This window comes from Agromyces mediolanus, assembly GCF_023715325.1.
Lineage (GTDB): Bacteria > Actinomycetota > Actinomycetes > Actinomycetales > Microbacteriaceae > Agromyces > Agromyces mediolanus_A.
Window position 1 is genome coordinate 393091 of record NZ_JAMBNX010000001.1, and the last position, 13283, is coordinate 406373.

The window sequence follows — 13283 nt, forward strand, 5'->3', positions numbered from 1 at the left end:
CGCCATGACGCACGACCACGAGCACCACACCGGCCACGAGCACGCCGCGCACGATCACGGATCCCACGAGCACCATCACCATGAGCCCCCGGCCGGGGCGACCAACCTCGTCACCTGCCCGGTCATGCCCGGCAATCAGGTCGACCCGGCGTGGGCAGAGAAGCGCGGCCTGTTCCGTGACTACGAAGGCGCGCGGTACTGGTTCTGCTGCCCCGAGTGCGGGCCGCTGTTCGACGGCGACCCCGCCCGCTACGCCAACGCCGCCTGACCCACGACGGCAGGGAAAGGGGGCGCGGGATGGATACAGCGGTCGGTCTGGTGCAGGCCTACCTGCGGGTGAACGGGTACTTCACCGTCGCCGAGTACCCGGTGCTGGACGCGACCGGTCCGGACGGGCCGCGCACCGTCACCGACCTGGACATCCTCGCGATCCGACTGCACCACATCCCCGGCGACGACCCCGACCCGGCCCTCGGCGCCCGCCCCGGGGCGCCGGACATGATCGTCGGCGAGGTCAAGGAGGGCGCCCCGAAGCTGAACCCCGCGATGCGCGACCCCGCGGTGCTGGAGGCCGCGTTCGCCCGGTTCGGCTGCTGCACCCCCGCCGACGCGCCCGCCCTCGTCCAGGAGCTGCTGACGGCCGGGCAGGTCCTCGCCCCGGAGGGCCACCTGATCCGCACGGTCGCGTTCGGCAACACCGCCCGCCCCCATCGGTCCGGCTCCTGGCACACCGTCCCCCTCGAGCACATCCTCGACTATCTCCGCGATCACCTCGCCCGCAACTGGGCCGTCGTCGGTCGCACCCAGATCAAGGACGACACCCTCGGGCTGCTGGCTCTGATGGAGAAGGCCCACCGTGCCGGAACGGGCCGCCGATGAGCCGGTTGCCGCGCACCGGTCCCCATCCGGGACCATCGCCCCTGGCCAGGCATCGGTCGGGCGACCAGGCTGGGCAGGACCGCCGTGCGCCCGATCGGCGCCGACGGGGATCCAGGCACACCGGGGTACGCTGGACGCGGGAAGGAGGTCGGCGGTGAACCACATCCGAACCCTGGTGCACGCCCCATCCGGGCTGCACCGGCTGCTGCTGACCTTCGCGACCGCGCTCCTGCTGATCGCCGGCCTGCTGGCCATGCACACCCTCACCGGCACGCTCACCAGCGGGCACGCCGACACCCCCGCAGCGGCCTCCGAAGCCGCCCATGCCGCGCCCGACTCTGACCTGGGCGGCACCGTCGCGACCGGGAGCATGCTCGAGAACACCATCGGGACAGGCACCGAGGCTTCGGGCGGGCACTGCGAGGGCGACTGCGACAGCTCGGGCGGAATGCCGGACCATTCGATGCTGATGATGGCGTGCTTGCTGGCGCTGCTGGCCGCCACCATCGTGCTGCTCGCCCCGGCGCTGCTGGCCCGCCTGGGCACCGTCCTCGCCCTGCTACGCCTGCACGGGCGGAATGTGCTCACCGCGTTACCGCACCCCCGACCACCTTCCCTCATCGTCCTGTCGATCAGTCGAACCTGATTCCCCGCCCTCCCGTCGCCGCTGTGCCGGGAGATGCTGCGCCGTGCCCGCATACGGCTCGGGAATCAACTCACCATTCGACTGACTAGACAAGGACACCCACCCATGCGTTTCCGCATTCTCGCGCTGAGCACCGCCGCGCTCGCCGCGGCGCTCGTGCTCGCCGGCTGCGCGCCCACCGACGGATCCATGCCCGGCATGGACCACGGCCCCGGCGGCATGACCAGCGGCACCCCCGCCCCCTCCGAGCAGGCATCGTTCAACTCCGCTGACGAGATGTTCGTCACGATGATGATCCCGCACCACGAACAGGCCATCGAGATGGCCGATCAGATCCTGGCCAAGGACGGCATCGACGAGCGGGTCGTGACCCTCGCCGAGCAGATCAAAGCCGCCCAAGGCCCCGAGATCCAGACCATGAAGGGCTGGCTCGAGGACTGGGGAATCCCCTACGACGACTCCATGTCCGACATGGGCGGGATGGGCGGGATGGGCGGCATGGACCACGGCGACGGGATGATGTCCGACGACGACATGGCCGCCCTGGACGCCGCCACCGGGGTCGAGGCGACCCGGCTGTTCCTCGAGGGCATGGTCGGCCACCACCAGGGCGCCGTCACCATGGCCCAGATGGTGCTGAACAACGGCGAGAACCCGGACGTGGCCGCGCTCGCCCAGCAGATCATCGACGGACAGACCGCCGAGATCACCACCATGCAGGACATCCTCGCCACCCTCTGACCCGAACCCCTCGGGCGGGGCCGACCACCCCTGACCTGGCCCCGCCCGAGGCCCGGCGCATCCGTCCTGACCGACAGCGCCGGCCCGTCGAAAGGCCCATCATGACTTCCCGGACTCTGGCCGCGTGCTTCGTGGGCATCATCCTCGCCCTGATCATCCTGTCCGCGGCGACTGCTCTTCATCCAGGCGATCGCATGAGCAGCAACGCCACCACGATCACGGCCGCTGCCGTCGCCGCTGCCGCGGGCCTGCTGCTGACCGGCTGCACCTCCACGCCGACCGCCATCTCGGCACCCGCCCCGGACACGGGTCTCGGTCATGTGCACGGCATCGTCGACCTCGGCGGGAGCACCGTGCTGCTGGGCACCCACATCGGCCTCTACACCCTCACCGACACCGGCGACATCTCCGGCCCCCTGGGAGGCGCGGACTTCGACGCGATGGGCCTGACCGCCGACGGCGACGTCCTCTACGCCTCCGGGCACCCCGGACCGAACACCCCGGCGGAGCTCGGCGAGCACAACCTGGGACTCATCCGAAGCACCGACGCCGGGACCACCTGGGAGCCGGTCGCGTTTACCGGGCAGGAGGACTTCCACGTCCTCACCGCCGGAGACCGTGCGATCCACGGGATCGGGTCCAGCTCGATCACCATCCGCACCAGCACCGACGGCGGGACCACCTGGATCGACGGCGCCGAGCTCCCCGCCGCCGACCTGACCGTCACCACCGACGGCACCCTCTACGCCGCGACGCGGCAGGGCCTGCGGGAGAGCCGGGATGCGGGCGCCACCTTCGACCTCGTCGCGGATGCGCCGCCGCTCTACCTGGTGGAGGCGGACTCCACGGGCGGGCTGGTCGGCGTCGACACCGACGGCACCCTCTGGCGACTCACCGGCACCGGATCCTGGGACAGCGTCGGTGCCGCCACGGGCACCGTCCAGGCGCTCGGGAACGCAGATGGGGCGGTCGTGCTCGTCGACGACCGCGGCGTCGTCTGGATCCACGGCACCGAGACCACCGTCGTCCTCCCGACAGGGACCGCACAATGACCGCTATCACCATGACCACATTCGGCGGCCTCGGCCGCGAACCGCGAGGAGTCCTACCATGAGCACCGCAGCGGCCCGTTGGGCCCACCGCACCACCGACGTCACCCTGGACCGACTGGAGGAGGTGGATGCGTGGTGGCGGGCGGCGAACTACCTGAGCATCGGGCAGATCTACCTGCTCGACAACCCGCTGCTGCGCGACCCGCTCACCGCGGAGCACATCAAGCCGCGGCTGCTGGGGCACTGGGGCACCACCCCGGGCCTGAACTTCCTGTACGCCCACCTCAACCGGGCGATCACCGATCGGGACCTGAACACCCTGTACGTGACCGGGCCGGGGCACGGCGGGCCGGGCATGGTCGCCAACGCCTACCTGGACGGCACGTACACGGAGCTGTACCCGCGGATCGACCGCACCGAGGAGGGACTGCGGGCGCTGTTCCGGCAGTTCTCCTTTCCCGGCGGCATCCCCTCGCACGCGTCCCCGGACACGCCGGGGTCGATCAACGAGGGCGGCGAGCTCGGCTATTCCCTTGTCCACGCCTATGGCGCCGCGTTCGACAACCCGGATCTGCTGGTCGCCTGTGTGATCGGCGACGGGGAGGCGGAGACCGGGCCGTTGGCGACCGCGTGGCACGGCAACAAGTTCCTCAACCCCGCCGCGGACGGGGTGGTGCTGCCGATCCTGCACCTGAACGGGTACAAGATCGCCAACCCGACGGTGCTGTCCCGCATCCCCGAGGACGAGCTGGTCGCGCTGCTGCGCGGCTACGGCCACGAGCCGTTCGTGGTCACCGTCGGCTTCGACGGCGAGGACCCGCGGGAGTCCCACGCCCGGTTCGCCGGCGTGCTGGACGAGGTGCTGGACCGGATCGCGGACATCAAGACCGCCGCGGCGGCCGGCACCCTGGAGGGCCGGCCTGCGTGGCCAGCGATCGTGCTGCGCAGCCCGAAAGGCTGGACCTGCCCGCCGGTGATCGACGGGCTCCCCGTGGAGGGCACCTGGCGGTCCCACCAGGTGCCGCTCGCCGAGGTCCGCGACACCCCCGAGCACCTGCAGATCCTCCAGGACTGGCTGGCCTCCTACCGGCCCGACGAGCTCTTCGACGCCGACGGCGCCCCGTTCCCCGCCACGGTCGCGGTCGCCCCGGCGGGAGTGCGGCGGATGAGCGCGAGCCCGGTCGCGAACGGCGGGCAGCTGACCGTCCCGCTGCGCCTGGGCGATTTCCGGGACCACGCCCACCCGGTCGACCCCGAGGCGCGAGGCGCGGAAACCGGGGAGGCGACCCGGGTGCTCGGCGAATGGCTCGCCGACGTGATCCGGCACAACCCGGACAACTTCCGCATCTTCGGCCCCGACGAGACCGCCTCCAACCGGCTCGCCCCGCCCGTGTTCGAGGCCACCGGCAAGCAGTGGAACGCGACCGTGCTGCCGGTGGACGAGCATCTGGCCCCGACCGGGCGGGTCATGGAAGTGCTCAGCGAGCACCAGTGCCAGGGGTGGCTGGAAGGGTACGTCCTGACCGGCCGGCACGGTCTGTTCAACTGCTACGAGGCGTTCACCCACATCGTCGACTCGATGTTCAACCAGCACGCCAAATGGCTCGAAGCGGCCCGCGAGGTGCCCTGGCGGGAACCGGTGCCGAGCTTCAACTACCTGCTCTCCAGCCACGTCTGGCGGCAGGACCACAACGGGTTCAGCCACCAGGATCCCGGGTTCATCGACCTCGCTCTGAACAAGAGCCCCGACGTCGTGCGGGTCTACCTCCCCTTCGACGCGAACACGCTCCTGTCCACGTACGATCACTGCCTGCGTTCCACCGGATACATCAACGTCGTCGTCGCCGGAAAGCAGCCCGCCCCGCAGTGGCTGACGATGGATGAGGCGATCGAGCACTGCACCCGGGGTCTCGGCATCCTGCCGTGGGCGGGCACCGAGACGGAGGGGAGCGAGCCGGACGTGGTGCTCGCCGCCGCCGGCGACGTGCCCACCCTGGAGGTCCTCGCCGCGGCCGCGCTGCTGCGCGAGCACATCCCGGGCCTGTCCGTGCGGGTCGTGAACGTGGTCGACCTGACCCGTCTGCAGTCCGAGGACCAGCATCCGCACGGGCTGCCGGACGGGGAGTTCGACGCGATCTTCACCCCCGACAAGCCGGTGATCTTCGCGTACCACGGCTACCCGTGGCTGATCCACCGGCTCGCCTACAAGCGCGCCGGGCACCAGAACCTGCACGTGCACGGCTTCGTGGAGAAGGGCACCACCACGACCCCGTTCGACATGGTCATGCTCAACGACCTCGACCGCTACCGGCTCGCGATCGACGTCCTCGACCACGTCCCGGGCCTTGCTGCGACACACGCGCAGCTGCGGCAGGAACTCGTCGACGCCCGCCTGCGCGCCCGCGCCCACACCCGCGAGCACGGCACCGACATCCCCGCCGTCGCCGACTGGCGCTGGCCCCACCCCGACACCGACCTGAACCGCCCCTCCACCGCGAAGGAAATCCGATGACCGACACCAAGACCGTGACCCTGCAGGTCAGCGGCATGATCCGCGCGACCTCCAAGAACGTCACCGAAGCCCACCTCGCCCGCCAGCCGGGCGTCCTGTCCGTCGACGCGAACCCGGTCTCCCAGACCGCGACCGTCACCTACGACCCGCAGACCACCTCGGTCGCGCACCTGCAGAAGTGGGTGATCGAATGCGGCTACCACTGCGCCGGGCAGTCCGTCCCGGACCACATCTGCGACCCCGCCCACGAACCTCACGAGCACGCCGACCACCACGACCACGCCGAGCACGAGGGACGCGCGGTCTCCACCGGTCATGACACCCCGGCGGGGCACGAGCACCCGCACCCGCACCCGGCAGCGGACCACGCGGACCACTCCGCCATGGACGCCGGCGCGCATGCCGGTCACGCTCCGGCCACCGAGGGCGGACACGATCACGGGGCTCAGCCGGCCGGCCGCAGCGCGCAGGATGTGATGGGCCACGGCGGGCATCACGGCGGCATGTCGATGGACGCGATGATCCGGGACATGCGCAACCGGTTCCTGGTCGCGTTGATCCTGTCGATCCCGATCACCCTCTGGTCCCCGATCGGCCGGGAGGTGATCGGCTTCGAAGTGCCGGCCCCGTTCGGGCTGCGCGACGACGTGTTCATGCTGATCGTGTCGCTGCCGGTGATCTTCTACTCGGCCTGGATCTTCTTCGACGGCGCCTACCGAGCCCTGCGGGCCCGCACCCTCGACATGATGGTGCTGGTCGCGGTCGGCGTCGGCGCCGGCTGGATCTACAGCCTGATCATCACCCTCACCGGCGGCGGCGAGGTCTTCTACGAGGCGGCGACCGTGCTGGCCACCTTCGTGCTCCTCGGCCACTGGGTCGAGATGCGCGCCAGGGGCGGCGCGAACGACGCCATCCGACGGCTGCTGGAGCTCGCTCCCGCCCGCGCGGTCGTCCTCCGCGACGGCGAGGAGGTCGAAATCCCCACCTCCGAGGTCGTCCCCGGGGACCTCATGCTCATCCGCCCCGGCGCGAAGGTCCCCACCGACGGCGTCGTCGAGGACGGCGAGTCCGAGATCGACGAGTCGATGGTCACTGGCGAGTCCATGCCGGTCGAGAAGGCGCCCGGCTCGGAGGTGATCGGCGCGACCGTGAATACCGTCGGCACCCTCCGGGTGCGCGCCACGAAGGTTGGCGCCGACACGGCGCTGGCGCAGATCGTGAAGCTGGTGCAGGAGGCGCAGAACTCCAAGGCCCCTGGGCAGCGTCTCGCCGACCGGGCCGCGTTCTGGCTCGTCCTGCTCGCCCTCGTCGGAGGCACTCTGACCTTCCTGGTGTGGTTCCTCGCCGGGGCGGATGTGCCGATGGCGATCCTGTTCGCGATCACCGTCGTCGTTATCACCTGCCCCGACGCCCTCGGGCTCGCCACCCCGACCGCGATCATGGTCGGCACCGGCCTGGGCGCCAAGCGTGGTGTCCTGTTCAAGAACGCCACCGGCATCGAGACCGCCGCGCATATCGACACCGTCGTGCTGGACAAGACCGGCACTCTCACCAAGGGCGAGCCCGAGGTCACCGACTACATCCCCATCGGCATGGACGACCTCGAGCTACTCGCCCTCGCCGCGGCGCTCGAGCGGGAGTCGGAGCACCCGCTGGCCAAGGCGATCGTCACATACGCCGAGAGCCGGAACATCCCGCGTCGCACCGCGTCCGCGTTCCGCAACGTCACCGGGCAGGGCGCGATCGCCACCGTCGACGGAAAGCAGGTGGTGCTCGGCAACGCCCGGCTGATGGCCGCGCAGGGCATCGACACCGGCCCGGTCGTCTCGCAGCAGCAGGCCCTCGCAGACGGCGGCCGCACCGCGATCATGTTCGCCGTCGACGGGCAGATCGCCGGCGTGATCGCCCTCGCCGACGCCCCCCGCGACACCGCGAAAGCCGCGATCGACGCACTCCACGAGCAGGGCATCGAGGTGGCGATGCTCACCGGCGACAACAAGCCCACCGCCGAGCGCATCGCCTCGCTGCTGGGCATCGACACCGTGATCGCCGACGTGCTCCCCGAGGACAAGTCCGCCAAGATCGCCGAGCTCCAGGCATCCGGCAAGAAGGTCGCGATGGTCGGCGACGGCGTCAACGACGCCCCCGCCCTCGCCCAGGCGGACCTCGGCATCGCGATCGGCGCCGGCACCGACGTCGCCATCGAGACCGCAGACGTCGTCCTGATGCGCTCCGACCCGCTCGATGTCGCGATCGCGCTGAAGATCGGGAAGGGCACGCTGCGGAAGATGCGGCAGAACCTCGGCTGGGCCATCGGCTACAACGCCATCGCGCTGCCCATCGCCGCCGGCGTGTTCTACCCCGCGTTCGGGATCATGCTCACCCCCGAGATCGCCGCCATCAGCATGTCCGGCTCCAGCGTGATCGTCGCCGTCAACGCGCTCCTGCTCAAGCGGCTCCGGCTGCCCGCCCAGCAGGCCCCCGCGGCCCCGGCAGAGGCGAGCAGCCTCGCCCCGGCGTCGACGCCCGGCGGCGCCTCATGACCGGACGCGAGGCGCCGCGATGACTCCGCGGTCGGCAGAGCACGGGACTCACCACCTCGATGCCGTCTACGACGCGGTGCTGTTCGACATGGACGGCGTGGTCACGAACACCGCCGCGATCCATGCCGCCGCGTGGAAGCAGCTGTTCGACGAGGTGCTGCGAGACCCGCGTGTGCAGGTGGACGACCCCGAGACGACCTTCGACCCGGTCGCCGACTACCGCCGCTATGTGGACGGGCGAACCCGCGAGGACGGGGTATCGGCGTACCTGACGACCCGTGGGATCGCCCTGGACGCCGGAGATCCCGACGACCCACCAACGGCGTGGACGATCGCGGGGCTCGCGGCGCGCAAGAACGAGCTGTTCCTGGCGGAGCTGGGCACCCGTGGGCTGCGCGTCTATCCGGGCACCGCGGCGCTGCTGCATCGCCTGCGGGACGCGGCCGTGCCGGTCGGGCTGGTCACCGCGAGCCGGAACGCGCAGCAGATGCTCGCCGCCGCAGGACTGGCCGGCTGCTTCGACACCGTGGTGGACGGCCGGATCGCGCTCACGCATCACCTGAAAGGCAAGCCGGATCCCGCCATGTTCGTGGAGGCGGCCCGGCGACTGGGTGTCGCCGCGGCCCGCACCGCGGTCGTCGAGGACTCGGTCGCCGGCGTAGCGGCCGCGAGGCGCGGAGGCTTCGGCTTCGTCGTCGGCATCGACCGCGCCGGAGCGCGGGAGCAGCTCGAGGCCGCGGGCGCCGACCTCGTCCTGGCCGATGTCGCCGAGCTCGACCTGGGCGTCTCCACCACGGATCCGTGGCAGCTGGTCTACGACGGCTTCGACCCCGCGCACGAAGGGCACCGGGAGGCGCTCACCGCGCTGGGGAACGGCTACCTGGCCACCCGTGGCGCCCGGCCCGAGCACCACGACGACGGCATCCACTATCCCGGCACCTACCTCGCCGGCGTGTACAACCGACTGGCGAGCACCATCCACGGGCGCGAGCTCGAGGAGGAGCATCTCGTCAACACGCCCAACTGGCTTCCGGTGGACCTCCGCATCGGAGGCGGGCCGTGGCTGTCCACCGGCCAGGTCGTCGCGCACAGCGAACGACGCGAGCTCGACCTGCGCCGCGGCCTGGTCGTCCGCCGCGCGGTCCTCACCGCTCCGAACGGGGATCGACTCGACTTCGTGCAGACGACGTTCACCTCCCTGGACGAACCTCACCTTGCCGTGCTGGAAACCACGCTCACCGCCCCCGACTGGAGCGGCACGGTCACCCTTCGCGCCGGGATCGACGCCGGCGTGCGCAACAGCAACGTGGCCGCGTACCTCGGATCGGACGCCACCCACCTCACGCAGCCGACGTTCCGCCACGTCGGCGACACCACCCTCTGCGAGGTGCGGACCCGACAGAGCCGGGTCCACATCGCCACCGCCGTCCGCACGACCCTCACCGGAACCGACAGCGCGACCGATCACCGCATCGACACGCCATCGCAGCCCACCCGGGAGCTGCGCATCCCTCTGGAGCAGGGTCGACCGGTCACCCTCACCAAGACGGCCGCGATCTACACCTCCCACGATCGGGCCATCAGCGAGCCGGGTGGTGCCGCCCTGACCCTGCTCACCGAACGCGGTGGCGACGTCGAGGCGCTGCGGGAACGCCACGCGGCGGCGTGGCGGCGACTCTGGGAACGCTTCGCGGTCACCCTGGACGCCGACACGCACAGCCGACTCATCCTGAACCTGCACGTCTTCCACCTGCTCCAGACCCTCTCGCCGCACACCGTCGAGCTCGACGCCGGGGTGCCCGCCCGCGGCCTGCACGGCGAGGGGTATCGGGGGCACGTCTTCTGGGACGAGGTGTTCGTCCTGCCCGTGATCGCTCTGCGCACGCCCGAGATCAGCCGGGCGCTGATCGACTACCGCTGGCGGCGACTGGACGCCGCCCGCGCCGCGGCGACCGCCGCCGGACTCCGCGGAGCCCTCTTCCCCTGGCAGAGCGGCAGCGACGGTCGCGAGGAGACGCCCGAGGCGCTCTACAACCCGCGCTCCGGTCGGTGGATGCCGGACAACTCCCACCGTCAACGCCACGTCGGCCTCGCCATCGCCTACAACGCCTGGCAGCACTACCAGGCCACCGGCGACCTCGAGTGGCTCGCCGAACGCGGCGGCGAGCTCATCATCGAGGTCACCCGCCTGTTCGCCTCGCTCGCCGAGCACGACACTGCCACCGACCGCTTCCACATCGCCGGGGTGATGGGACCCGACGAGTTCCACGACGGCGCCCCGGACGCTCCCGGCAGCGGCCTGCGCGACAACACGTACACCAACGTCCTCGTCTCGTGGGTCGCCACGCGAGCGGCCCGGACACTCGCCCTGCTCCACGGGCACCGCGGCGAGGGCCTCCGCGACCGGCTCCGCGTCACCGACGAGGAGATCGCGGGATGGGCCCGGCTCAGCACACGACTGGCGGTGGGGTTCCACCGCGACGGCATCCTCACCCAGTTCGACGGCTACGAGAGCCTGCAGGAGCTGGACTGGGACCACTACCGCGAGGAGTACGGGAACATCGGCCGGCTCGATCTCATCCTCGAGTCCGAGAACGACAGCACCAACCGGTACAAGCTCGCCAAGCAGCCCGACGTCGTCATGCTGGTCTACCTGCTCGGTCACGACGGGCTCCGGGCGCAGCTCGCCACGCTCGGCTACCCGTTCTCCGAGCAGGACCTGACCCGCACGGTCGAGTACTACCTCGCCCGCACCGCCAACGGGTCGACGCTCAGCCGAGTCGTGAACGCCTCCGTCCTGGCCGGCATCGACCCGTCTCGCTCCTGGATCGCGTTCCGCGAGGCGCTGATCGCCGATCTCGACGACTCCCAGGGCGGCACCACCCGCGAAGGGATCCACCTCGGCGCGATGGCCGGCACCATCGACCTGCCCGTCCGCTCCTTCGCCGGCATGGCCCTCGGTGACGACGAGCTCGTCTTCGCCCCCCGACTGCCGCCGAACCTCACCCGGGTCGGGTTCCAGATCCGATACCGCGGCCACCTCGTCGACGTGATGCTCCGTGACCGCAGCCTGGAGCTTCGCGTGCACGCCGGCTCAGCACCCGCGATCCACGTGCGCGTCGGCGCGGTCGCCGTGCCGCTCTCGGCCGGACAGACCAAGACGTTCGCGATCGGCCCGGGCACCTCGGCCCGCGACGCGACCAACCGCGAAGGAGGCCTCGACTGATGAGCACGCATCGGAGCCGGTATCGGCGCATCGCCACCATCCTCGAGCACCACGGACTCGGGCTCGGCCTCGGGCTGCTCGGACTGGAGAAGTGGATTCCCTTCAACAAAGGCGTTCTCGGGCATGCGCGCCGGGACGAGCCCTACACCAGTCCGGAACACCTCCGACTCGCCCTCGAGGAGCTCGGACCGACCTTCATCAAACTCGGCCAGCTGCTGTCCACCCGCAACGACCTGCTGCCCGCCGCTTACCTCGCCGAGTTGGTCAAGCTTCAGGACGCCGCGCCGCCCGAGGCCTGGGAGCCGATGAAGGCGGTGATCCGCGAGGAGCTCGGCGCGGACCCCGAACAGCTCTTCGCACAGTTCGACCCGCAACCGCTGGCCGCCGCGTCGATCGGGCAGGCATACGCCGCGACCCTTCACGACGGCACCCAGGTCGTCGTGAAGGTCCGCCGACCCGGCGCGGTCGCCCAGATCCACGAAGACCTGGAGATCCTGCAGAACCTCGCCGAGCGCGCCGACAAGCGGTGGGATGCCGCCCGCCAGTACAACCTGCCGGGCATCGTCGAGGAGTTCTCCCGCACGCTGCGCGCCGAGCTCGACTATCTGCAGGAGGGCCGGAACGCGGAGCGGTTCGCCGCCGACTTCGCCGACTCACCCGACGTCGCCGTCCCTCAGGTGTTCTGGGAGACGACCACGTCACGCGTGCTGACCCTGGAACGGATGCACGGTATCCGAGTCGACGACCTGCCCGCCCTGGACGCGGCCGGCATCGACCGGAACCAGCTGGCCAGGCGAGGCGCAGACCTCATCCTCACCATGGTGTTCGAGAACCGCTTCTTCCACGCCGACCCGCACCCGGGCAACCTGTTCATCCAAACCGACGGATCCATCGCCCTCATCGACTTCGGCATGGTCGGCCAACTCGACGAAGAGGTCACCGAGCAGCTCTCCGACGTGCTGCTCGCCTTCACCCGCGGAGACTCCAACGCGCTCGCCACCGCCCTGCTCGCGCTCTCGATCACCAAGAACACCTCCGACCGCGGCGAGCTCGGCCGCTCCCTGGACGTCTTCGTGTCGCGGTATCTCGGACGCCCCCTGTCCGACATTAACCTCAGCCACCTGCTCGGAGAGCTGCTCGCCCTGCTGCGACACCACCACCTCCAGCTGCCGCAGCAGACCGCTCTGCTGTTCAAGGTCCTGATGATGGGCGAGGCACTGGCGGCACGGCTCGACCCCGAGTTCGAGATGCTGCAGGCGCTCACCCCCTTCTCGGAGCGGATCGTGCAGCGACAGTTCTCCCTCCCCGCCCTGGCGAAACGCTGGGCACAGGCATCCGCGGATGCCGGAGCACTGCTGCTCGAGCTGCCCGGAACACTCAAGCAGCTCCGGCGGGTGCTGGAGAACGGCGGCCTCGAGGTGCACCTGCGCGCGGCCGAACTGGAACCGCTCGTGGGACGGGCTGAACGGATCGGCAATCGCCTGATCGCCGGCATGATCACCGCCGCCCTGATCAACGGCATCGGCGAACTCGTCAGCGGGAACACGAGATGGCGCTCGCGGGAAGGCGTCATGATCGGCGCCGGCGCGAGCGTGGTCACCGCACTCGGCGGCTACCTGCTCTGGACCACGCGGCGACGGCGATGACCGCCGCGGCTCCCATCCCTCATCAGAAAGGCACGCAC

General features: G+C 70.6%; 9 protein-coding genes. All 9 read left to right on the forward strand.

Going from position 1 to position 13283, the window contains the following annotated elements:
• The first annotated feature begins 4 nt into the window (after positions 1 to 4).
• Positions 5 to 268, forward strand: coding sequence for a YHS domain-containing protein (locus M3147_RS01850; protein ID WP_021010667.1), 264 nt, complete (start codon positions 5 to 7; stop codon positions 266 to 268).
• Between the two features lie 29 nt (positions 269 to 297).
• The gene (locus M3147_RS01855; RefSeq protein ID WP_021065011.1) at positions 298 to 879 is read left to right on the forward strand and encodes a hypothetical protein; all 582 of its coding nucleotides are present in this window, start codon (positions 298 to 300) and stop codon (positions 877 to 879) included.
• A gap of 154 nt (positions 880 to 1033) precedes the next feature.
• Positions 1034 to 1525, forward strand: coding sequence for a DUF6153 family protein (locus tag M3147_RS01860; protein ID WP_251201788.1), 492 nt, complete (start codon positions 1034 to 1036; stop codon positions 1523 to 1525).
• A gap of 105 nt (positions 1526 to 1630) precedes the next feature.
• Positions 1631 to 2266, forward strand: coding sequence for a DUF305 domain-containing protein (locus M3147_RS01865; protein WP_036302052.1), 636 nt, complete (start codon positions 1631 to 1633; stop codon positions 2264 to 2266).
• A gap of 194 nt (positions 2267 to 2460) precedes the next feature.
• Positions 2461 to 3318 (forward strand): F510_1955 family glycosylhydrolase, encoded by an 858-nt coding sequence (locus M3147_RS01870; protein ID WP_251201789.1) that lies wholly within the window; start codon positions 2461 to 2463, stop codon positions 3316 to 3318.
• 58 nt (positions 3319 to 3376) lie between these two features.
• Positions 3377 to 5830 (forward strand): phosphoketolase family protein, encoded by a 2454-nt coding sequence (locus M3147_RS01875; RefSeq protein ID WP_150447128.1) that lies wholly within the window; start codon positions 3377 to 3379, stop codon positions 5828 to 5830.
• Positions 5827 to 8373: a heavy metal translocating P-type ATPase gene (locus M3147_RS01880; protein WP_150447129.1), complete on the forward strand. Its 2547-nt coding sequence runs from the start codon at positions 5827 to 5829 to the stop codon at positions 8371 to 8373. Before M3147_RS01875 ends, M3147_RS01880 begins: the two co-directional genes overlap by 4 nt.
• 19 nt (positions 8374 to 8392) lie before the next feature.
• The gene (locus M3147_RS01885; RefSeq protein ID WP_150447130.1) at positions 8393 to 11599 is read left to right on the forward strand and encodes an HAD-IA family hydrolase; all 3207 of its coding nucleotides are present in this window, start codon (positions 8393 to 8395) and stop codon (positions 11597 to 11599) included.
• On the forward strand, positions 11599 to 13245 hold the full coding sequence (locus tag M3147_RS01890; RefSeq protein WP_036298344.1) for an ABC1 kinase family protein: 1647 nt from the start codon (positions 11599 to 11601) through the stop codon (positions 13243 to 13245). Before M3147_RS01885 ends, M3147_RS01890 begins: the two co-directional genes overlap by 1 nt.
• Positions 13246 to 13283 lie beyond the last annotated feature (38 nt).